The 24,131-nt window shown below is 26.3% G+C and carries 23 protein-coding genes and 1 tRNA gene; 22 read left to right on the top strand and 2 right to left on the bottom strand.

The annotated features are described in order from the left end of the window. Nucleotides 1-5: 5 nt before the first annotated feature. A complete protein-coding gene (locus SMONO_RS01745; protein WP_101780638.1) occupies nt 6-536 on the bottom strand; it encodes a hypothetical protein in 531 nt (176 codons plus the stop codon). Between the two features lie 123 nt (nt 537-659). Between SMONO_RS01745 and truB the strand changes: the two genes are divergently transcribed. From truB to SMONO_RS01795, 11 genes are all read left to right on the top strand, one after another. Continuing rightward, the gene (truB, locus tag SMONO_RS01750) at nt 660-1,580 is read left to right on the top strand and encodes a tRNA pseudouridine(55) synthase TruB (RefSeq protein ID WP_101780639.1); all 921 of its coding nucleotides are present in this window, start codon (nt 660-662) and stop codon (nt 1,578-1,580) included. Beyond that, complete coding sequence (locus SMONO_RS01755; protein ID WP_158637888.1) at nt 1,573-2,307, top strand: nucleotidyl transferase family protein; 735 nt, start codon at nt 1,573-1,575, stop codon at nt 2,305-2,307. Before truB ends, SMONO_RS01755 begins: the two co-directional genes overlap by 8 nt. A gap of 56 nt (nt 2,308-2,363) precedes the next feature. Next, complete coding sequence (locus SMONO_RS01760; protein WP_101780641.1) at nt 2,364-3,467, top strand: serine hydrolase domain-containing protein; 1,104 nt, start codon at nt 2,364-2,366, stop codon at nt 3,465-3,467. A 153-nt stretch (nt 3,468-3,620) separates the two neighbouring features. Then, on the top strand, nt 3,621-3,755 hold the full coding sequence (locus SMONO_RS04370; protein ID WP_281254167.1) for a hypothetical protein: 135 nt from the start codon (nt 3,621-3,623) through the stop codon (nt 3,753-3,755). A 758-nt stretch (nt 3,756-4,513) separates the two neighbouring features. Then, complete coding sequence (locus SMONO_RS01765) at nt 4,514-4,789, top strand: hypothetical protein (protein ID WP_101780642.1); 276 nt, start codon at nt 4,514-4,516, stop codon at nt 4,787-4,789. 349 nt (nt 4,790-5,138) lie between these two features. Further along, complete coding sequence (gene rpsO / locus SMONO_RS01770) at nt 5,139-5,405, top strand: 30S ribosomal protein S15 (protein ID WP_101780643.1); 267 nt, start codon at nt 5,139-5,141, stop codon at nt 5,403-5,405. A 148-nt stretch (nt 5,406-5,553) separates the two neighbouring features. Beyond that, the gene (locus SMONO_RS01775) at nt 5,554-6,135 is read left to right on the top strand and encodes a hypothetical protein (protein WP_101780644.1); all 582 of its coding nucleotides are present in this window, start codon (nt 5,554-5,556) and stop codon (nt 6,133-6,135) included. A gap of 195 nt (nt 6,136-6,330) precedes the next feature. Beyond that, nucleotides 6,331-7,251, top strand: a complete 921-nt coding sequence (miaA, locus tag SMONO_RS01780) for a tRNA (adenosine(37)-N6)-dimethylallyltransferase MiaA (protein ID WP_158637889.1) — start codon at nt 6,331-6,333, stop codon at nt 7,249-7,251. Nucleotides 7,252-7,285: 34 nt separating this feature from the next. After that, entirely contained in the window at nt 7,286-8,038 is a 753-nt protein-coding gene (locus tag SMONO_RS01785; protein ID WP_101780646.1) for a MurR/RpiR family transcriptional regulator, read from the top strand. Nucleotides 8,039-8,132: 94 nt separating this feature from the next. After that, nucleotides 8,133-8,206: transfer RNA gene (locus tag SMONO_RS01790), tRNA-Gly, on the top strand. Between the two features lie 69 nt (nt 8,207-8,275). After that, nucleotides 8,276-8,986 carry a DxFTY motif-containing membrane protein gene (locus tag SMONO_RS01795; RefSeq protein ID WP_101780647.1) on the top strand — a complete coding sequence of 237 codons (711 nt, stop codon included), beginning with the start codon at nt 8,276-8,278 and terminating at the stop codon, nt 8,984-8,986. On the opposite strand, the gene SMONO_RS01800 is transcribed toward SMONO_RS01795, so the two are convergent. Beyond that, nucleotides 8,983-9,774 carry a phosphotransferase family protein gene (locus SMONO_RS01800; RefSeq protein WP_101780648.1) on the bottom strand — a complete coding sequence of 264 codons (792 nt, stop codon included), beginning with the start codon at nt 9,772-9,774 and terminating at the stop codon, nt 8,983-8,985. The two genes, SMONO_RS01795 and SMONO_RS01800, sit on opposite strands and share 4 nt — an antisense overlap. Nucleotides 9,775-9,837: 63 nt before the next feature. Between SMONO_RS01800 and rdgB the strand changes: the two genes are divergently transcribed. The 11 genes from rdgB (at nt 9,838) to SMONO_RS01855 (ending at nt 24,125) form a co-directional block, all read left to right on the top strand. Next, entirely contained in the window at nt 9,838-10,443 is a 606-nt protein-coding gene (rdgB, locus tag SMONO_RS01805; protein WP_101780649.1) for an RdgB/HAM1 family non-canonical purine NTP pyrophosphatase, read from the top strand. A gap of 12 nt (nt 10,444-10,455) precedes the next feature. Beyond that, nucleotides 10,456-10,974 carry a tRNA (cytidine(34)-2'-O)-methyltransferase gene (locus SMONO_RS01810; protein WP_101780650.1) on the top strand — a complete coding sequence of 173 codons (519 nt, stop codon included), beginning with the start codon at nt 10,456-10,458 and terminating at the stop codon, nt 10,972-10,974. Nucleotides 10,975-11,016: 42 nt separating this feature from the next. Beyond that, the gene (locus SMONO_RS01815; protein WP_101780651.1) at nt 11,017-12,384 is read left to right on the top strand and encodes a DEAD/DEAH box helicase; all 1,368 of its coding nucleotides are present in this window, start codon (nt 11,017-11,019) and stop codon (nt 12,382-12,384) included. Nucleotides 12,385-12,448: 64 nt separating this feature from the next. Further along, a complete protein-coding gene (locus tag SMONO_RS01820; RefSeq protein WP_101780652.1) occupies nt 12,449-13,993 on the top strand; it encodes an AAA family ATPase in 1,545 nt (514 codons plus the stop codon). Nucleotides 13,994-14,012: 19 nt separating this feature from the next. Beyond that, nucleotides 14,013-15,680, top strand: coding sequence for a vWA domain-containing protein (locus SMONO_RS01825; RefSeq protein WP_101780653.1), 1,668 nt, complete (start codon nt 14,013-14,015; stop codon nt 15,678-15,680). Between the two features lie 10 nt (nt 15,681-15,690). Further along, entirely contained in the window at nt 15,691-16,053 is a 363-nt protein-coding gene (locus SMONO_RS01830; RefSeq protein ID WP_101780654.1) for a PCC domain-containing protein, read from the top strand. 174 nt (nt 16,054-16,227) lie between these two features. Further along, nucleotides 16,228-17,763 (top strand): cytoskeletal motor fibril protein Fib, encoded by a 1,536-nt coding sequence (gene fib / locus SMONO_RS01835; RefSeq protein ID WP_101780655.1) that lies wholly within the window; start codon nt 16,228-16,230, stop codon nt 17,761-17,763. Nucleotides 17,764-17,840: 77 nt separating this feature from the next. Further along, nucleotides 17,841-18,242, top strand: a complete 402-nt coding sequence (locus SMONO_RS01840) for a hypothetical protein (RefSeq protein WP_101780656.1) — start codon at nt 17,841-17,843, stop codon at nt 18,240-18,242. Between the two features lie 79 nt (nt 18,243-18,321). Next, complete coding sequence (locus SMONO_RS01845; protein ID WP_158637890.1) at nt 18,322-20,034, top strand: YitT family ABC transporter; 1,713 nt, start codon at nt 18,322-18,324, stop codon at nt 20,032-20,034. An 87-nt stretch (nt 20,035-20,121) separates the two neighbouring features. Further along, entirely contained in the window at nt 20,122-20,397 is a 276-nt protein-coding gene (locus tag SMONO_RS01850; RefSeq protein WP_101780658.1) for a post-transcriptional regulator, read from the top strand. After that, nucleotides 20,397-24,125, top strand: coding sequence for a protein translocase SecDF, variant type (locus tag SMONO_RS01855; protein ID WP_158637891.1), 3,729 nt, complete (start codon nt 20,397-20,399; stop codon nt 24,123-24,125). The genes SMONO_RS01850 and SMONO_RS01855 overlap by 1 nt, the downstream gene beginning before the upstream one ends. Nucleotides 24,126-24,131: the final 6 nt, after the last annotated feature.

Genomic DNA, 24,131 nt, shown 5'->3' on the forward strand with positions numbered 1-24,131 from the left:
AATAATTATCATTTTTCTTCTTCTACACTTGAATTTTTTAATATTTCAGTACGTTTTTTAACATAGTCTTTTTCAACTTTACCAATGTGGTGGTACAAGTCACGACTGGCTTTAATTCTTAGTTTTTTAAGTTCTTCATCACAGAAAACTCAAGTTAATCAAACAATGTGGAAATGTCTTAAATACTTAATTTCTCTTTCGTCATACATTTCATTACTTAAAGCTTGCGCTTCTCTTTGAGCAAAATCAACTCATTTTTGAGGATTAATGTTTTCATTGTATGCTTCTTTTGCCAAGGCTTGGTAAGATAAAGCCTTTTTAACAATGATATCTTCTAGAGATTGTAAAGTATTAGCAATTTCTGCAACTATTGCTTGATCGAATTCATCATAAGAATTAAATTGGTGTTTTGAAAGATAAAACATTTTCGTACTTAAGTTACTTACCGGATTACCGCCGCTACCTAAGTGTTCTTTTTCAGAAATAATTTTAAATTCTGTTTCAATTTCTTTATAAAACTCTGATTTAATACGCATAGTCTCACCTGAATTCCTTTATTATTGGTATTATTATACCACAATTTTTTTAAAAATTAATAGTGTAGAGCCATTGGGTTATGTGTAATAATAAATATATATTGTGTCTTTGGAGGTGTTAAAATGAATACAAAATCAGGAATTTTATTAGTAAACAAACCTGAAGGAATAACTTCAAATGATCTAATTCAACAAGTAAAAAGAAAATTAAAAGTTAAAAAGATTGGTCATGCAGGAACACTTGACCCTTTAGCGACTGGATTAATGGTTGTTTTAATAAACCAAGCTACAAAAATATCTAACTATTTATTAAGTAGTGATAAGAGTTATGTAGTTACAATGAAGTTGTTTGTCCAAACAGATTCTCAAGATATTACAGGAAATATCGTAGAAGAAGAAGACTATAGAAAAATCTCAAAAAGTACTATTAAAGAAGTTGTGGATAAATATAATGGATATATTTATGATCAGTACCCACCAATTTATTCTGCTGTTAAAATTGATGGTAAGAAACTTTATGAATATGCAAGAAAAGATCAAGAAGTAGTAATAAAGCCAAGAAAAGTTACTATTAAAGAGTGTGAGCTTTTAGATTTTAACCAGAAAAATGGAACAATAAAACTTAAGGTGCGTTCAAGTAAGGGTACATATATTAGAAGTTTAGTTTCTGATATTGCAAAAGATCTAGAGACAATAGCTACAGTTTCCCAACTAGAAAGAATTAGTTCTGGTGGATTCTTAATCGAAGATTCAAAAACAATCGAAGAAATAGATGAATCCAATTTAATAGATATGTATGATGCATTAATGGTAAATGAACATCCTCTAGTTGAATATCATAGAGTTAGAGATATAAAACAAGGTAAAGCCATTACATTGACAGGAATTAATTACCCCATAGTTTTTATAATTAATGATAAAAAAGAAGTTATTGCAATTTACAAACATATAGCACACGATTTATATAAATGCCAAAGAGGGTTGTGAGATGAAATACCATTTGATCAGTTAACTGAGGCTGAAAGGAATGGATACTATGATTAAAATAGAAACATTTCTGAATGAAAATGAATCTTTTAACTTTGAAGAAAGTGTTGTTTGTATAGGTTTTTTTGATGGAATTCATAAAATGCATGATAAAATTATTTCTAAAGCAAAAAGTATTTCTGAAAATGAAAATTTAAATTGAAATATAATAACATTTACAGAAAAAGTCTCAGATTTTTTAAATAAAACAAATAATAATATTCAGTTAAAAGAAAATAAATATCTTCAATTTAAAAATAAATATAATCCTAATTTTTTAATTGAAATACAAGTTAATAAAGAAACAATTACAAAAAGTGCAGAATACTTTTGTGATTTTTTGAAAACAAATCTTAAAGTTAAAAAAATTGTTGTTGGTGATGATTTTAGATTTGGATATAAAGGAACGGGAGATGTTCAACTACTTAGAAGTTTTTTTGGCGAAGAAAATGTAATTCTCTTTAAAAGAGTTAAAGAAATTTCTACTTCCTTGGTTAGAGAAAATATAATTAGTGGAAACATCGAAGAGATAAAAAGAATATTGGATAGAAATATTTTTGTAACATTCAAAAAAATTGAAGATAAAAAATTTTCTATTATTGATTTTAATTTAAATTTAGCAAATGGCTTATATGAAATAAAAATGGATTCAGAAATTCAAGAAATAGAAATTTTGGAAAACAAAACAGAATTTAATATAGGAAAAGATGTTGTAACTGTTGAAGTATTAAGACGTGTAATGTAATCATAAAAAATTAGATTAAAGATATGTGAAATAAAAAAATAGATAGAAGAGTTAAAATGTTTGAAAATTTAGAAAGAAAAATAAATAATTTAATTGAAAAAAATCTTTATCCAGGAATGGTTGTAAAAATAGATCAAGACGGAAAAGAGATTTTTCATAAAGCTTTTGGTTTTAATGATATTAAAAAGAAAATAAAAATGGAAAAGGATACAATATTTCCTATATATTCAACAACAAAATTAATAACTGTAGTTGGAGCATTTCTTTTAATTCAAGAAGGTAATTTGAATATTGATGAAAGTGTATCAAAATTTTATCCTAAATTTAATAATGATATAACAATTAGAAATTTAATGAATATGACTTCTGGTGTTACATATAATTGAAATGCAGAAGAAAATAAAAGTGCAATTATTAGTATAGAGAAATTAATTGAAGAAGATAGTTTAACAATACATGAAATAATTGATAAATTGAGTGATATACCAACCAAGATAATTCCTGGAAGTGAATGAGTTTATGGGATGAACACAGATATACTTGGTGGTATTATTGAAAAGGTAAGTAATTTAAAATTATCTGACTACTTAAGAGAAAAAATATTCACACCTTTAAAAATGTTTGATACAGATTTCAAAATAAATGATTTGAAAAGAAAGGCTATAAAACACAATCTTTTTGTTAATAATGAAGAAAATATTTTGATTCCTTCATATGATTTTCATTGGCTAATGCCTGAAAAATTGGATGAAGTACCAAATTGTTGTTTAGGAGGATCGGGTGTTTTTAGTACAGCGAAAGACTATAATAAATTTTTAAATTTCTTACTTGATGGAAAAATTGATGGTAAAGTTGTACTGGAAAAAAAATACTTAAATGAGATAACTTCAAACCAAATAAGTCATTTAAAAGATGCTAAAGTTTGAGATTTTAATTCAGACTATTCTTATGGATATAGTGTTAGAGTAAGAACAAAAAATGAGTTGTATCCACTAACGGAGATTGGCGAATGGGGATGAGACGGAATTTTAGGTAATTCAACCCTTGTAGATCCTTTAAGAAAGTTAACCATGACTTTAATGGTCTCTGTTTTTCCTGCGAATAATATTTTAATTCAAACAGAGATATTTGAAGCTTTATATAAAGATTTTAGTTTGTAAGAAATTAAAATTTTTATATAATTGTATTATCTATTTTTGTTATTAGTATAATTGGACCTATACTTCCTTTAACTATTTATAGTTATTTTTCTAAAAGCATTAAAAATTATAATATAGCAATAATTATTTAATGCATATTATGAATGGTATTATATGAATTATCATGAAGAATATAATTATGAAAATTTATCAAAATTTTTGCAATCAACTTTTCCTAACTTTAAAAATAAAAGTAACGAATATATTAAACAATTATTTGTTGAAACTTTTATTAGTCACAGAATATAATTTGCAAATAAAATTATTAGTAGATTTTATTTTGGTATTCACAATTACCCAAATAAAGATTATATTGCCCATTATGCTATATATGATTCTTACAAAAGTAATTATCAAAAACTGGGTAATGGTTATTATCATCATAAATATTTAAAAAAATGATTGATGGGATGATTCATTAGTTTCAGTTTTTAATATTTTAATTTGAACAATGATTGATAAAGTTGATAGAATAGGAACTATTGACTATATTAAAGAAAACTTCACTTATTTTTATTTTCCAGATGCTAAAGTAAATTATTTTTTTTGAGAATCCAATTTATTCAAAACATACGACTTTAGATTGAATATTAGATTATTTTTCAACAAGTAATTGATCAAATAATATGCGCTATAAATATAAATAAGAAAATTTTAATGTTGATGAAATAGAAAATAGATTTAAAATAAAATTAGAATTTTGATTGCAACATATCAATAATAATTTAGAATTACAAACAAAATATGGGATTTCATCAAAATTTATGGATGGTACTATATTTTGTTTTGAAATAAATTTTGGTGATTAATATTTTTTTCCAAATGAAAAAACTAGTTATGTAATAAAAGAAGATTATGATAAATTTGAAAAAAAAATGAATACAATAATATATCCACCATCTTGAGTAAAACCAGAACTCCCATTCTTTTAATGTGAAAGAAATGGTAATTATTATAATTTACAATTTATTATGACTTCTGCATTCATATAAACTATTTGTGCACAAATGCAGATTAATTTATTAACAGTAAGGGAGTTATTTGATAATGCATTGGGATGTATTTCACAAGAATATGATAAATATTCTAATGCCGAAAAAAAATTTGTGTTGAATGCATTAACTGAAGCTGCATATAGTTTATTCGGTTGGGGAGGATTAGCAGAAATGATACACCATTATCTGCCATATAATGAACGTTCCAATTATTTTTTAGAAATTTTTTATAGTGCAGAAGAGGGTGTTAATAACATTGGTTTTGTAGATTGAAATGAGCCTTTATAAAATAGAGATTTTTATAAATACCAAATACTGCTTGTGCATATTATAAAAATTTATTAGAATTACAAATAAGGGTTTTGGATTTACTTACAATTTTTATTTTAAATTGTATTCTTTTTGATAAAAACACAAGAAAATTATTATTTTAATAAAAAAATATATTCATTAAATTGACTTTATTATTTACGTCAAAACGTCTTTAATTTATTACAACAAGATTTTAAAAAAATAAAATAAATATGTTTTTTTTGCTATAATTTTTAAGTATTGATGTTTTTACGTTGAATTGATCATCCCTGAATCAATTCTTTGTTAAAACCTTTTCAATCAAGAATTAAAGGGGGATTTAGAAATGGTTTCTAAAGCACAAATTGAAAATATCGTAAAAGAATATGGTTCAAATGCAAGTGATACTGGTAAAGCAGAAGTTCAAATTGCAATTTTAACTCAAGATATTCAAAACTTAACAGAGCACTTAAATTTACATAAAAAAGATATTACTTCTAGAAGAAGTTTATTGAAAAAAGTTGCTCAAAGAAGACACTTATTAAACTTCTTGTTTAAAAAAGATGTTGAAAGATACAAAGCAATTATCGAAAAATTAAAAATTAGAAAATAAAAGGTTTTTAACTTTTTATTTTTTTTAAGTTAAGAGTAATGACACTAGATAACTTTGATAAAATAATGTATAATAAAATCATATTTTGGTACAAAAAATAAATTTATATCAAAATTTAATATTGTTTATTAGAAAGACGGTGTTACATATGGCAACTGCAACAAAAAAACCAGCAGCAAAATCTACAACAAAAAAACCAGATAAAACTGCTGTTAAAAAAGCTGCTTCAAACAAAAAAAGAGCAGAACACATTCAAACAAGAAAGAAAGCAACCGATCCAAAACCTGAAAAAATTGTTAACAAATTAATTAAGTTAACTGATGGACAGGAAAAATTTATTTGAGAAAAGGCTGACCCAGTATCAGCAACTAATGCTTCAATCTATAGACAAGACGTGGCTGGAGCTATCATGAAAATTAGTGAATACGGACAAGCTTCAGAGTTTGGATGAGTTTACAGTTTAATTGATCCAGAAGGAGAAACTGATGACGTAAACAACGTTATTGCTTTACACTGAATGAACGGAAAAGTTAAACGTAAAACTGATGAAAATTGAACAGCTGTTGTTACAGGTGGAAGAGACCAAACAGGTTTATTCAATCAAAAGAAAGATACAAAAATCGCTGGTACTCAATTATCAAAAACTAGAAAAACAGTTTTATTCCAACCTTCAAAAGTTGAACCTAAAAAAGTTAATGTTCAAATTAGAACTGCAACTGGAAAAAAATAATAAAAAAACCCTATACTATGTAGGGTTTTTTTATTATATAATATTAATGTCCTTCGGGACGCCAAGAATATTTGTTATTCTTTATGTTTGCGTGAGATATTAAAGACCGCTCAATAAATAAGTATTTCCTTTCTCATGCATTTGATAGCGGGTGGGAATATTTTTTTTTGTCTTTTTTTAGGAAGAAGGTTGATTATGAACAAAATAATAGTAATAGTTGGACCTACTGCTAGTGGTAAAACTGATTTATCTATAAAAATAGCAAAAGAATTTAATGGTGAATGCATTAACTCAGATTCTACTCAAATCTTTAAAGGAACAGATATAGCAACTAACAAGATAACTTCAGAAGAAACGCAAGGAATAAAACATCACTTAATTTCTATTAAAGAAGTTAATGAGTCATATTCTGTAGCTGATTTTCAAAAGCAAGCTAGAGAAATAGTTGCAGATTTATTGGAGAAAAATAAAACTCCGATAATTGTTGGTGGTACTGGACTGTACACAAATGCAGTTTTAATGGATTATAATTTCTCAAGTGATGATCACATTGAGGGTTTTGAAAAAAAATATGAAAATATCTCAAACGAAAAAGTTTGAGATATTTTGAATTCAAAAGATGAATTGGAAGCTAAAAAAATTCATCCAAACAATAGATATAGAGTTATTAGGGCTTTGGAGATAATTGAACTTAATGGAGTTAAAAAGACAGAAATTATTAAAGATAATAAAAAATATATTTATGATAATTTATTAATTATTGGATTAATTCCAAAAAGAAGCGAATTATATAGTAAAATAAATAATAGGGTACTTAGCTTGGCAAAGCGAGGTTTATTTCAAGAAATTGAGCAAGCTTATAAAGCAAATAAGTTTAATAAAGAAGCTCAATCTTTAAAATGTATTGGTGGACCAGAAATTATAAAATATCTTGAAAATAAGATAGATTATGATGAATGTATAGACCTAATGCAAAAAAATAATCGACATTACGCAAGAAGGCAATTAACTTGATTCAAAAATCAACTACAAAATGTTGAATGATTTGAACATGATTATGAAAATTATGATCAAATAACAGAACAAATAGTTGAATACATTAAGAAAAATATTTAGTTTGAAAATTGAATACAAGTTAGGAGACTTATTTATGTTATCTGTATACGAACGTGTAGAGAACTTAATTAAGGACAATAAAAATACGACATTTAAACTTATAGGAAAACAACTTTTAACTGATTGATCTGTTGGTGTATTCAAGAGTCAAAACGAGATTAGTGAGTCTTGTTTTGTTTCTTTGGCAACAGTAACACAATTTGCAAAAGCCTGTTTGTGTGAAGGATATAAAGAACTTTCTATTAGATTAAGAGTTGAGTATGAGAATGTTATGCAAAACCAATCGAAAACCGTTATTGCCAATGAGGCAAATGACAATGGTATGAGAACCGTTATATATCATTGAGTTAACGAAAATGATGACTTTTTATTGGATTTGGCTAATAAAATTAATGAGAAAAGAAAGGTTTGAATATGTCCATCATATCAGTCAATGTATGCAGCTAAATTTTTAGAAGACGTACTTACTAATGTTGGAATTCAAGCCAAAATAATTGATATGTCTATTAACCTAGAGGTCGGGAAACATTTAGAGTTTAGTGATGAATTAATAGTAATTTTATTAACAGGTAGAGACACTGAAACAACAGTTATTGCTTTGGAGTATTTAATGAAGGCTAAAAATGATATCTTTGTTATAACAACTCCAAGCAATATTACAGAATTACCTGAAATAAAAGAATTCAAACACATGCTTATAAATTTTCAAGATAACAACTTCTTTTATAAGTATAGATGTTATGCATTAATTACATTGTTCTTTTCATTAAGTGAAAAAATAAAATAGAATAAAAAATATAAATCTGAAAAAAAATAAAAAATATTTTAAAAGTATTGACATCTGCAAAGCAATTATATATATTTATTAATGTAATTAATTTGCGGGTGTAGTTTAATGGTAGAACTTCAGCCTTCCAAGCTGACTGTGAGGGTTCGATTCCCTTCACCCGCTCCATTTAGAAATTCAAATCCCTTAAGGGATTTTTTTATTTATAATATTAATTAGACTAGGATAGGTGATTTTATGAAATTCAATTTATTAAAAGAATTTAATGAGTCCAGAACTCCATTCTTTAAAAGTTTTGGGTTTTTAATGATAGAATCAATAATTCCTGGAATTATAGTTTGATTTACTGTGGGATTTGATTTTAGTTTCACTTTAAATACTAAATTACCAAATCCGCATGTTGGATATGTTGCTTTAATTTGTTTACTTTATTTTATTTATTCATTTCTAATTACTTATGTATTTTATAAACTCAAATGACATGAATCTGATAACATTACATTTTCACAGTTATCTTCTATCATTTTTATATGCATAATAATGTTTGGTAGTTTTATTGATAAATGACCAATGTCTGTATTATTAAGAATAGTTTTAATACTGCTTGTTGTTGTTGTTTTAACACCCATAACTGTTTTTTTTGCAACTTTAATTAGAAATAACGATCTAAAAAGAAAAGATGACCTAGAAAAGATCTATGAAGCCTATAAAAAAGGTGATTTAATTCCTAATAATAAACTTTTAAAAGCTCAAAGATATCAAAAATTTCTTTTGAAAAAAGAAATTAAAAAACAGGAATTAGAAAAATTTAAGATTGAATTAGAAGAAAAAATTAGAAAAGAATTGGAATTTAAAGAAGTACAAGAAAAAGAAAAAATTTATAAAATAAATAAGAAATTAGATGAAAAAGAAAATAAAAAGAGAGAAAAAGAAAAACAGAAAGATTAATATGTCTTTCTGTTTTTTAATCTATTTAGTTTATCTTCAAATATATCATTAAAAATAGATTCTTTCTTTTTTTCATACATAACTTTTGCTCAAATTGTTCAAAGTAAATCTTGGTATTTAATCATTTTATTTAGTAGTTTTAAATCTTCTTTTTTCATCAAATCACTTTTAAAACATTGCTCTATAAAATACTCAACTAATTCTTCGTTTTCATTTAGAGTTTCTGTAATGAAACTTGCTAAATCAAACAAATTATTATTTAATGTAACATAATCATAATCAATAAAAATTACTTTATTTTCTTTTACAAGTATATTTCCTGGAACCAAATCGTTATGACTTAAAACTAAATCTAAACCATTAAAATCTCCATCTATATCCTTTACTTCTTTAATGTAATCATCTAAAAAATTTAAATCATTCTCTAATTGACTTTTAATGTTGATCAAGAAATCAAAATATTTAAAACTTTTTATCTTACTATTATTAATATTTATTTTGTGCATTTCAGATATATTGTCGATGACTAAATTTATTATCTTCTCATCAATAATTATTTCACTCAGTGTTTTAAATTCACTTAGATATTTATATTTTGAGATTAACTTATTATTATTTAAATTAAATTCTAAGGGCTTCAACAAGTAATCTTGATTCATGTGTGAAAGTTCTTCTAAGAAAACGAATTCATTTCTTTTATCTAAATAAAAATCATGGAAGGAATCAGACTCTTTTATTATGATGTTGTTTATTAAGTGAATTTTATTTGTAAATCCTTGAAATTTCATTTTAAGTTCCTCTTAGTTCATTATTATTATAATATTAATTAGAACTTAAAGGAGCTAAATTAAATGAACACAATTTGATTTGCGTCACAAAATGATAATAAAATAAAAGAACTTAAAGAAATGATATCAGAGTTAGAAATTAAATCTTTAAATGATTTAGATGAATTAATGGAAATACCTGAAGACGAACCAACATTTGAAATGAATGCTTTATTTAAAGCTAAAACATTATCTGAAGTTGTTGATGGAATTGTTATAGCAGATGATTCTGGATTAAGTGTAGTTGAGTTAGATAATTTTCCCGGAATATATTCAGCAAGATGGGCAAAACCTGAAAAAAATTGAAATATAATAAATGAAATGTTGTTAAATAAATTAATGGATAACAATTTATTTAATGATGAACAACGAAGAGCAACTTTCACTTCTTCAATTGCTTTTGTTGACAAACAAAAAGGAATAGAGAAAGTTTTTACAGGAATTGTTAAAGGTGTTATTGTATACAACCAAATTGGTGATAATGGTTTTGCATATGACAAAATTTTTAAACCAGATGGATATGATAAAACATATGCAGAGATGACAAATGAAGAAAAAAACCAAATTTCACATAGAAGAATATCTATTGAAAAGTTGAGAGATTTCTTAAAAGAAAATAATTATTTTTAAGAGGGGCTTATTATGAGAAAAATTAATATAGTTTTATACGAACCAGAAATAGCTGATAATGTAGGAGCTATAATGAGAACTTGTGCTTTAACAAATGCAAAATTGCATTTGATCGAACCATTTGGTTTTGTATTTGATAAGAGGAATTTTGCAAGGAGTAGTGCAAACAATTTTGAAGGTTGTGAATATGTTAGATATGATGACTGAAGTCACTTTGAAGAGGAAAATCCTAAAGCAAATATTTTTTGCATGACAAGATATGGTAAAAAACCAATAAGTGATTTTAAATTTACAGAAATTAAAGATGAAGTTTTTATAATGTTTGGTAAAGAATCAACAGGAATTCCAAAAGATATATTAAAGAAAAATATGGATAAATGTTTTAGAATACCCATGGTTGCAACTGGTAGGAGTTTGAATATAGCAAATTCAATGGGTATTGCAACTTATGAAGTTTTAAGACAATGAGATTATTTAGATTTATCTAAAGTTGAAGTTGAAAAAGGTGAGGACTATCTAGAAAGAGATTAATAAGATATAATAATATTTGTATGTATTTAGGAGGTAAAAAATATGAAATTTTCAGATTTTGGATTTAAAAAGTTTATAAATGATTCTTTAGAACAAATAGGCTTTGTATATCCAACAAAAATTCAAGAAAAAGTTATACCTCTTATTAAAAAACACAGATCAGTTATAGCTCAATCTCATACAGGTACTGGAAAGACACATTCTTTCTTGTTGCCTATATTAAACAATATTAATTATGATGAAACTAACAAAATACAATGTTTAATTGTCACACCAACAAGAGAGTTGGCAAGACAAATATATGAAAATACAAGAGATCTTTTAAAATTCAATGAAAAAGGAACTGTTGGATTATTTGTTGGTGGAGATGATATTGAAAAATCAATTCAAAACGTTAAAACAAAACAACCCACTATTGTAATAGGAACCCCAACAAGGCTTAAAAAAATGTATGAGGAAGGTAATTTGTTTATTACAACTTCTAAATATGTTGTTATTGATGAGTGCGATATGATATTTGATTTAGGTTTTATTGAAGAAGTTGATTTAATGCTTTCAAAAATGAACAAAGATGTTAATGTTTCTCTTTTCTCAGCTACAATCAACAACGGTTTAAAGCCGTTTTTACAAAAGTACTTATCAAATTCAATTTTTATAGAGAATATGGACACAAATCCAACAAATAAAAATATTGAACACGTTTTAATTTGAACAAAAAATAAAGAAAATAAAGATTTACTTAAAATAATTACAAAATCTTTGAATCCTTATGTTTGTATGATTTTCCTAAATAAAAAAGATCAGATTAAGGAAATTATTAGTTGGTTAAATGAATTTGGAATTAAAAACGTAGGAGAATTGCATGGAGATTTAGATTCAAGACAAAGAACAAACATGCAAAAAAGAATTCAAAATGGAGAATTCAAATGAATAGTTGCATCAGATGTTGCGGCTAGAGGTATTGATATTGATGGGGTAAGTCACATTATCTCAGTGGACTTACCAAAGGATTTGGACTACTACATTCACAGAAGTGGTAGAACTGGAAGAAATCAATATTCTGGACAAAGTTATGTTTTATTTAATTCAAACAATCAACATCAAATTGATGAACTTAAATCAAAAGGTATTACTTTTACAAACTTCAAACTTGTAAATAATGAATTGCAAGAAGTTAATACAACCAAAAAGAAAAAAGAGTTTAATGCTGACTTACCTGTAAATGTTGAAACAAAAAAAATAATTGATAAATATAAAGGTAAAAAAGTTAAACCAGGTTACAAAAAAAGAAGAAAAGCAGAAATAGATAAAGTTAAAAAAGACATCAGAAGAAAACACATTAAAGAATCTATTGCAAAGATTAAAAAAGATAAATACAAAAAACGTAGAGAAGAATTATTTGAGAATTAACAATAACAACTATTTTAAAAAGGTTGTTATTGTTTTATAATTATATGTAAATGAGGGAATTACTATGGATATTACAGAAAGAATTAAAAAGTTAACATCAGAAATTTCATACCAAGTTTATGAAAAGGAAACTATTTTTAGATTAGCTATGCTTGCTTTGTTAGGAGAAGAATCAATCTTCTTGTTGGGTAAACCAGGTATTGCTAAGTCGCTTATTTCACGTAGGTTAAAATTTGCAATTAAAGGTGGTACAAATTTTGAATACTTGATGAGTAAATTCTCAACTCCAGAAGAAATTTATGGACCAATTGACCTAAGATTACTTAAAGAAGGTAAATATGTTAGGGTAGTTGATGGTTATTTACCAGCATCAAATGTTGGTTTCTTGGATGAAATTTGAAAAGCTGGACCAAGTATCCAAAATACATTACTTACAATTATTAATGAAAAGATCTTTAGAAATGGTGGGACAGATATTAGAGTTCCATTAAAACTTTTAATATCAGCTTCAAACGAACTACCTGCAGAGGGTGAGGGACTAGAAGCTTTATTTGACCGTTTTATTATTAGATATATTGCTGAAGGGTTAAAAGATGAAGACAACTTTGAACAATTGCTTGATGGAGAGTCATCTCTTGATGTTGATGTTGACCCTAGATTACAAATTTCAATTGAAGAATTAGAAATATGAAAAAAACAATCTAAGCAAGTTAGAATGAGTAGAAAATCATTAGACTTCATTCATTACTTTAGAAAAAAAATATTAAAAGAAACTAATGGAGAAGCATATATTTCAGATAGACGTTGAAAAAAAATATCTGGTTTAATGAAAACCAGTGCTTTTTATAATGGTAGAGCAGAAACTGATATTGCAGACTTATTTGTGATTCCATATTGTATTTGAGATAATGAAGATCAAGAAAAAGCATACTTTAAAATATTCTTTGATGCATTCTTAGAGCAATTTGGATTAGAGTGAAGAAACGAAAAGAAAAATTTAATGAACCAAATTGATACAATCAATTCACAAATTGGACAAATTGAAGCTCAATACTTAAGATTGACACCTTACACAGATCCTTTCAAAGGTTCTCTTGGTGGTACTTATTACTTCATCAACTTCACTGATGGTGGAGAAGACTATAAAGTTTGTTTTATATCAGCAAGTGATTGAAATAGAATAAGAAATCTTACAAATGAAGATTTTGAAATTGACTTACACTTTGGACCAAACTTAAATAAATATGTTGGAAGTCAAAAGACTTTAGTAAGAGCTTATAAATCGGATCAAATTTTATTTGTTAATGAAAATAAGAAATATCTATTACAAAATGATAATCCAAATGAATTTAATGAACAGATGGTTAACTTAGCAGACACAATTATTGATTTAGAAAAACAGTATAAAGAAGTATCTGCAAAAATGTTTAAAGAATATAAAAAATATATGAACATGAATTGTATTTTCTTTGAAGATATTTACAATGAAAAAATAGCAGAAGCTTTTGATACTAAAACAAAAAAACAACTTGAAAGAGAAAAAGAATTAGAAAATATTGATGAATCAAACAGTCCAGTAGATAACTTAGAATTCGAAGTTGAAATGTAATTAAAGAAGGTGAACTATTATGGAATTCGATCTAGAAAAACCAATAAGTGAAATCAAACAAGAAATTGAGAAACTTAGAAGAAAAGATCTTCATAATAGTGAATTTCTAGCCTTCAAAAAAGATAATGAGTATGCAGCAGAACAGTTAGATGATAAGATTAATAATTTTTATTCTGCTTCAAACCTATCAACAATAAAACAAATAAAATTGCCTGAGCCAATTAGAAAAGAAATAGTTTATTACAACTATATTTCAGAAAAGTTTGATGAGGTAAGTTTTTCAGAAAACTTAAACTTAATTCAAAATAAATTGGATGAATTTGACTCTCCATTTTCAACTTACATTGACACAATGCGATGAAAAATTGACAATGGTTATTTAGAATTAAAAGATAGAGATTGATTAACTGAATTCTTTAGGACATGAACTTTCATGTTAACTAAGAGAATAATTGACTACAGAATGAAAGCTGTAGAAGATTTAAGATATAACTATTTGGTTGAAATTTATTCTATTATTAAAAACTATGGTAAGTATGCAAAAATTTATAAAACTATGTATGATGTTTTTGGAAAAGTTGCAAACATTGAAGATGAATTAAAAAATCAAAACATAGAATCAATTGCCAGGTTCGCAGAATTTTTATATAAAGATCCATCAATTCTTATGATAGCTGAAATGCTTGGTAGGTTAAATGGAGAAGATGATTTAATGGAAATAAACATTACTGAACAAGTAGTAACATATCCAACAGAAGTCAAACTTCCTCATAACCCAGAAGAGATTGTCGGTTTAACTGTTTCAAAAGATTTGGAAAGACTTTTACCAATGGAATTTGCCAATCTTTTTGATGAAGATTTAGAAATAATTTTCTATAAAAAATTTGTTGAAGGACAATTACAAACATTTCTTTTTGAATCAAAAGAAACTATTATTGAACACGAAATTGAAGAAGTTGAATATGAATCTCCAATTCCTTTAGAACAAGGTAAATTTATTATTTGTATAGATACATCAAGTTCTATGGAAGGTGCCGGAGAATATATTGCAAAAGCATTATCAATTGCTGTTGCAAAAGTTGCTTTAAAAGAATATAGAGACTTAGTTTTTGTTAACTTCGCAAATCAACATGTTGATGAATTTACAATTCATGGACGAAACGTGAATATACAAAAAATGTTAGAATTTTTAGCAAAATCATTTTACGGTAAAACAAATGCTAAGCCGGCATTTGAAAAAGTAATTGAAAAAATGCACTCTGAAGATTTCAAAAGAGCTGATTTATTATTTGTTTCAGATTTTATGATGGAATCACTTCCAAACTCAACAAGAGTTAAAATTGCTGATTTAAAAGATAATTACAATAGATTTCATTCTCTTGTAATTGGAACAATGCCTAATGTTGAAACTCAAGAAGTTTTTGACAATGTTATGTATTATGATCCAAACGATCCTTTTGCAACAAATCAAATTGTTAAATCTTTAAATGAAACTTTAAGAGATTTAAGAGAATTAAAAGAAGAAGAAGTTGCTTATAGAGACGAACAAATAAGCAAACTAAATGCAGTGCGAGATAAAAAACGTTTTAGAGAAAAACACTTAGATGATCCAAAATCTAAAAAACTTGCAAAACAAAAAGAAAAACTAAAAGAACTTGAAGCTAAAAAACAACAAGCACAAGGATAGGAGAAAAATCATGATAGTTAGAGAAAAATCAAATTTATTAGTAGTTTATCTCGAACAAGGTGAAGATATTTATCAACAAATTCAAAACATTGTTAGGGAATATAAACTTATTGATGCAAGAGTTACTGGGTATGGTTACTTGGAAAGAATGGAATATGGTGTTCTTTCTCAATCAGATCCCTTCTTTTTGTCAAAAATACTAAAAGAAGGGTTGTTAACAGTTACAAATATTAATGGTATGGTTGACAATCGTGAAATAACTATAATGATTAACTCGGTTGACGATAAATTTGAGCGTCATCAAGGTAGATTGATTAGTGGGGTTGTTATTAATTCGTTCAATATAATTTTAGAAATATATAAAACCGAGTAGGTTTTTTTCTTTTCATATTTAATTGAATAAATCAATATTTTTTACTAAATTTCACTTTATTTTAAAAAAAGTAGTGTTTTTTACAACTTTTTAGTATAATGAAATTAATCTTTATATTTGCAGGATATTGCAAAGGATAGAGGTAATAGAGAAAAAAACAAGAGGTGACAAGAAATGATCGGTATTATTTCAACAGCTTACTTTACAGTTAAAGACCGTCCAGGAATTAAAACTGTAAGAAAATATTGATGAAGAAATATGGTTATTCAACACGTTAAATACAGAGGGAAATTTTTCGTAATCGCAACAATAGGTTATGGAAAAGCAAATGCTGCTATGGCAATTACTTATTTAATGGAAGAATACCCAGCTTTAGAAACAGTTCTAAACGTGGACTTAGCTTTATCAACAAATGACAAATTTGATACAACAGATACAGTTATGGCAACAAAATTCATCTACAGAGATGCAGACTTAACAGTATTTAAAGATATTAAATATGGACAAATCGTTCATGAACCAGAAGCATATGCTTTCAATACAGAATTCGTAAACCAAGTTAAAAACTTTAAACTAGGTGTTTCAGATGGTATTGTTGGTACTGCTGATATGTTAATTTACAACTCAAAACAATTCAAAGAAATGGTTGACAAATACGGTCAAACAATCGACGTAATTGATACTGAAGCTAGAGCATTGGCTCAAATAGCTAAAAAATCAAGCGTTAACTTTGTTGCGATGAAAGTTATGTATAATAACGCATTATCTCCATGAGATAACGACCCATTACATAAATTTAAAATTTATGAAACAGCTAATACTTTAAAATACTTATTAGCAAGATTATTTAATTTATTATCATCAAGATATGTATTGGACTTTACAAAATCATCAAATGATGAATTAGAAGTTATTAATGAATTATTTGAAATGTCTCATGATGCATGAGCAAAACGTTTCAAAAAAAATACAACATCATTGATCTCAGGTTTAGGGCCATCTTTAATGTTAGTTGACAAAAATGGAGTTTCTCCAGAAGCAGTTGACATCGTTGAAGTTATGAAAACTAAATTAGACGATGAAGGACCAAGTAAAGTGATCTTAGGAGAAGATGAATGAAAAAATGCTCCTAAAAAATGATTACGTAAATTAATGTTCTTATCAAACATTCATGTTAATGATGATGAATTATTATGAAATAAATCAGCAAAATATGATATTAAAACATCAAAAATTCATTCAATGGAAGATGTTGCAAAAGCAGTATCAAAAGCTATTGCTGACCGTTCACAAGATAAATCATCATATACATATGATGGAACAACAGTTCTTAAAAAACATTTACTTGTAACAGTTGATGCAGCAATTTCATTCTACATCACAAATAACTTAACACATGAATTTGTTGAAGATCCAAAACACGGATCAAAATTAGTAGCAAACGAATTTATTAAACACTTAAACGAACAATTAGCAGAAGTTGAAACTCCATACGAAAAAGTTGTAGTATTCTTCAAAATTCCGGCAATGGGAGCTGCAAAATTACCAGTTTTCGTTCAAACAAAATCAAGAGCAAACCAACCAATTGTATTTGGTGGTTACTCAGCAAAAAATCAAAAAACTTACACAGTTGTTGATATTACAAGAAATGATTATGACCCATTGAAAGTTGGATCATTCAAAGTTACAATTCGTTTGAAAAACTTATAGAAAAAAATCAAATCACTCTAGTAGTGATTTTTTTTATTTTTTAGTATATAGTATTCTTGTAAAAAGGAGTGACCTTAGTGGCAGTTAAAAATATCAAAGCTAAAAAAAATAGTGATATAGATGCAAATATTGCTATGGAAGAATTGCTTGAATTATCAACTATTGAATTTGATGATGAAAAGAAATCAAATTCATCAAAATCAAATGTTTCTAAAAAAACTAAAGATAATGAAGATGAATTTGACCCAACAAATTTAGCATCAATAATTAAGCATGCAAAAAAAGTTGGAGCCGAAGTTAATGGGGTTACTTGAGTAGATCCTGATAAAAAAAGAGAAGATGACATAATAACTAAAGCTAAGAGTCAAGGTAAATCTGCCTATGATTCAGATGTCTTAAGAGAATTGATTTTACAAAGACAAAAACAAAAAAATGAATCAAAAGGATTGGCTGGAATAATAAATAAAGCTAAAAAATAATTTAAAAAAAGATATCTTAACATATCTTTTTTCATTAAACTAATATTAATTGATTAAAGATATGGAAGGGCAAAAACTAATGGAACCAAACAAACTAGATTTAACTGAATTAAGTAATGAAATTTCTGATTCAGTTGATGAAATGTTAGATGATGTAACTGTTGAATTTCAATCTTATGAAGAAAAAAAATCAATTAAGAATCTTGCCAAAGAACTTAATAAAGGAACAAACATTGATGGAGACATTCTATTAAACTTTGAAAATAAAGTTATGTCTCAAAGGGAACAAAAACTACTTGTAAAACAGTACTTTAGAACTAAATTTATTAAAGACTTATTGCAAATAGTTCTTGCAGCATTTTTAATTGCATTAACTTTTGACTACTTTATTTCTGTAACTGGAAGAGCTGGTCTTTTCCCTGCGGGTGTAGGTGCTATTGCTCGTTTCTTTGCTACATTAACTTTCCCTTCAAAGGATCAAGTTAATTTGCAATCATCATTCTATTTTGTTTACTATTTAGTAATAAATATTCCTCTATTTGTATTTGGTTACTTAAAACTGGGAAGAAAATTTACTTTTACAACTTTCTTATTTGTAATTTTACAAATTTGTTTTGACCAAATATTTCAAGTACTTCCTTATATTAATCCAAGAGAATTTCATTTAATAGTTAACTTTCAATTAATTTCGGGTATGCCAGGGGCATGAAATACTGGAATTTGGTTATTTATTTTTGGGGCATTAGGTGGAATTCTTTTAGGTTTTGCTTACTCAATAGTTTATAAGATTGGGTCTTCAACTGGTGGATTGGACTTTTTAACTGTATATTTATCAAATAAAACAAACAAACCAGTTGGTTCTTTGAATAGAAAAGTAAATCTGGTTATTTTGGCTTGTGTAATTGTTTTAAATACTTTAATAATTCCTATGGAAATGATAAATGCAGACATTAAAATAGATGTTTTACAAAGCGGTTATGAAAAATATATAAATGATCCAGTTTTATTACAATCTATGTGAGATTATGCTCTAGAAAATGGCGCAATTATTAATAATAAAATAGATACTATTTCTTGAGACCCTGTTTTTGAAACTTGATTTAAAAGTATAATAGGTTCTGGAATAAGTCTTGAAGATTGATTGAAGATTGAAGGTAATAAATTAACCAAAGAACAATACAATTATTTAGTTGAATTTGTATGTAAAAGCGGTTATGGGAATGCTTTAACTGAAAATCATATGGGATTGGTTATAAAAATTAAAGCATTATTTGTTTTTGGTCCATCGCTGTTTGCTTCATTCACACTTGTTATGTGTGCTGGAATGTCAACAAATCATTTCTATCCAAAATATACAGTAAGAACATACATGATTACAACAAACATGCCAAAAGAAATAAACAGAATGTTACTAGAAAATGGTTTCCAAAATGATATCTTAACTTGAGATAGTATTAATAGAATTAATGGAAACTATTTACACAGAAGTGTTTTAATGGTTGCAATGTCGGTAATGGATTGAGATAAAATTGAAAGACAAGTATTCATGGCAGATCCATTAGCTAAAGTTAATGCAATTAACACAAAATCAGTAAAAGGATTATTTAATTATGAAATCAAAAAAAATGATGACAGAGATATAATAAGAACCAAAATAGAAACTGATGAGCTAGAAAAAGAAAAAATAAGACAAATAGCTATTGTTAGGGCACAAAGAGAAAACGAAAAACTAACAAAAAAACAAATGAAAAAGAAAACAAAACCCAAGAAAAATGAAGAAAAACCAGAATAATAAAATTTAATATTTTAAAATAATCTAGTAAATTTATGTAATTTATTGGATTTTTTTGTTTATAATTAGGGAAGTAGTGGTGATATTATGAAAAATGATTACTTAAAGGAAATTGTTTACGAGATGTTGGACTTGAAGTTAACAGAAGTAAGGAAAGAGTACAATAAAATTAAGTTTAGTGATTTAATCTCTTACTTAAGAGATGTAATAATTAAAAATAATAAAATAATGGATTTGAATGATTTGTCCTTCTTTATTATGAATATTAAAGTAAATAAAGTGTTTGAATATCTAAATGTTAGTGCAATATTAGATAAAAATAGTTCAATTGAAATGGATTTAAAAAGTATTTTAGAAAGATAGTGATTAAGTTGAATATCAACGAAAAAAATATAAGCAAAAAACAAAAGAAACCATTTCTTAAAAGTTTTTCTATATTATTGATAATCTGTTCATTAGTTTTAGGGATATTTTTCTCTAGTTTAAAATTCTCAGAAAATATTAAGTTGGGTTCTGACTTTAAAGGGTATTACTCAGCTCTTGTTTCAGTTGATAACTTAAATGAAGAAAATAATACAAATGGTCAACCCAATGGTAATTCAAAAGAAGGTGCAAGAGCTTTAAATGAACGTTTAAATCCAATGGGAAACAACCAAATTATAATTGAGCAAGCTGGTAACAACTTTTTAAAAGTTCTTTCTCCAGTTGATGCATATCCAAATGAAACAGTGTTTAAAAATCAAATTCAAAAAAATGGTGGTATTGTTTTACTTGATTCAAAAAATAATTATTCAGATTTACAAATAACAAACGAAGCAAATGCTATTTCTAGAAAAGGAATTAATGATTTTTTTACTGGAGCAAAATCAACTTCAGTAACTTCTTCGAGTCAAAAAACTCCGGCCATATCATATTCTCTAAACGGAGATGCATTTAAAAGTTTGCTTCCAACCGCAGAAGGAACATCGCCAACACAAGATGCTTTAAATCTTTTTATCCTTTTAGACGCTGATGGTTTTTATAATGATGTTAGAAACTATTACAATTTAATTAGTGGAGAAAAAGATCAAAGAATTGAAGATTTTTTTAACAATATTGTTCTTCCTTTAAGAGAAATTTACAATAACACTTCAACTTCTGAAACAGTTAGAAGAGTTCTTTTTGACCTATTCTATGGTAGTTGAGATGTTTCAACAAGTGTGGGTGTTCCTTATAAAGCTTATGGTTCTTTAATGGATTCAAGTAATTTAAGCCTAAGAGACGCAAATGGTTTTGCACAAATTTCAGATTCATTTAATTATCTTTCAGAAACTTCAAAATATGTTTATGATTCAAATGCTGTTACAAAAGATTTTGAAGCTGGTGGAAGATATTCTAGAAATGTTAATCTTTGAAATTCTTCAAACATTTTAAGTGATTCTGGTAAAAAGGTTAATGAAATATTTGCTGAATTAAATCCAGTATTAATAAAGTTCATAAAAGATAGACAAGCATCTTTAAATGAAAACTATTTAACTATGTTGCGAACAAATTACTTCCTATTTGATGGGGGAGTTACTGAACAAAAATCTGGTTACGCAGGTTATATTGAGGGTAATAACTTAATAACTCAAGTTGAAAGTTACACAAAAGCAGAAATTGGAGCATCTTTATTTAATGCTGCAGGTAAAGGTTTTATCTTTACAGTTAACTCGGTTGCGACTTTAGATGGAACTGTAACAAACTTAATGTTATGATTTGGATTAATATTCTTATTAATTATTGCTCTGGCTTTAATGACTTATATGACATTCTTCTATAGAATACTTGGACTATTTTCAATGATAATTACTTTATCGATTATAGGACTAACTTTATTATCAATGACTTGATTTAATCTAACAGTTGGACCAGAAACTATTATTTCTTCATTTATTTTAATTGCTTTAAATATTGAAATATTTTCAACATTATTTGAAAATATGAAAGAAAGTTTCTATTTAAAACAACGTGGTTTAAAAACTAGTTTTAATATTTCTATTAAAGAAAATATTGGTCTTGCAGCTGATTTAGTTGTTGCATTATTAGTTCCTGCAATGTGTATGTTCTGAATTACCTCAAATGCAATAAGATCAATGGCAATTGTGCTTGCTATGGGTTCATTCTTTACTGTTTTATTTACAATATTAATTGCTTTCATATTGTTTAAAACTGTAATAAATTCTCAATGAATTGCAAATAGATCATACTTATTCGCTTTAAATACAGATTTTGCAAGTCAAGGTAAATTTATCTTGAACTATAAAATAAGCAAAACTGAAGCTAAAATTAAAAAATTAGAATCAAAAGAAAATTCTAATGTATCTTTAATTAAAACTTTGGAAGATAAATTGAAAACATTAAAAGATAAATTGACTTTAATAAATAAAAAGGAATTAGAAAAACAAGATAAAAAACAGTTATTGGCAAAAGATAAACTAAACCAAAAAATTGAAAAATTAAACAAAAAAATACAATCACTGGATGAAAATAAAAAGGCTAATAAAATTCAAAAACTTAACTTTAAAATAAATGAATTAGTATTTATTAGAGATGATAAAACTCAAAGCATTATTGAAGAAGAAGGTCAAATTTTAACAAATACAAATGAAAAATTGAAAATAAAAACAATTGAAAAAAATATCAAAAACGGATCAAAAATGATTTCAATATTTGGTGTTATCATGTTATTTTTATCAGTATTACTAGGTCTAGTGTTTGGTCTACGTTTTGACTACACATTTGGTGGAAGAACTGACTATACTTTATGAGGAGATAATATAACAAATGCTTACAATGGTATGACTGCTGAAACATTTGAAGATAGAGATCCAAGAACAGCTGGGCTTGAAGATGAAAGAGATCGCTTAGTTGCAGAACTTAATGAATTTATCGGTCAAAATCAAAATCAAAGAGATGCAATTGAGAAAAAAAGAACTGAAGTTGTTCATGAATATATTTACTATGTATTCTCAGATGAATATTATGTTAACTATTTAACAAACAACTTAAATTCAAATAGACAATACAAAAACCATAAATATTCAGTTTCTTATGGTGATTCATTTGTATATAATGGATCTTCTTCAAATCAAAACTGAATAACAATTACTGTGTATACTCAGGATTTAAGACAATCTGCAATAATTAAGCAATTGTTTACTTCATGAAACATAAGTAAACAAGAAGAAATAACTGAAACTAGTGGATTTATAACAAAAGCTATTAGACCAGCTACAATGATGTGAACACTAACTCAAATTGCAATAACAATTGCAGTTGTTATATTGGCTTTATTGATTTACATTTTAATTAGATTTAAATGAACTTATTATATTGCTATGGTAGTATCAATTGTTCTTGCTCCTCTGATTACTGTTGCGTTTATAACAACTTTACAAATTCCATTGGGAAACTCATCAATTATTGCAATTGTAAGTAGTATTGTTTTTGCTGTAACTGCATTATTTATTGTTTTTGGAAAAGCAAGATCTTTAGTTGCATCTAAAGATGAGAAATCAATGATTGAGTTCTTTAAAAAAGAAATTGAAATTGTTTATGACACAAAAACAATCAAAAGACAAATGAATGATGAGTTATTTGATTTAAAAAATCAAATGAGATTAAACATAAGAACAAATAAACTTACTAAAGATGAGTCTAAAAAACTTAAATTAGAGTTTAAAGAAATTAAGCACAATAAAAAAATTGAGTACAAAAAAGTTAAAAAAGAGAATAAAATAAAAATAAATAGAGTTGGTAAACAAAACAACTACTTATCTGAAGTTTTAGTAAAAACATTTAAATTTGGATTTGTAAGATGTTCTCTTCTTGTAGGACTTTATGCACTAGTAGGTGCTTTAATGGTAGTTTCTATGCCAACAATATCAGCATTTGGACTTTCAATCATTATTGGAACTGTTGTTACTAGTTTACTTGTATTGTTTATATCACTGCCTCTTTGAGTTGTGTTTGAACAAATAAGAATTAGAAATAACTTAGCTAGAAAACGTTTCATCAATGGTCTTTATGTATCAAATGAAGAGCAAATTATAGAAGGAATCAATGATTAATAAGAG

Source organism: Spiroplasma monobiae MQ-1, assembly GCF_002865545.1.
In the GTDB taxonomy this organism is placed as follows: Bacteria; Bacillota_I; Bacilli_A; order Mycoplasmatales; family Mycoplasmataceae; genus Spiroplasma_A; species Spiroplasma_A monobiae.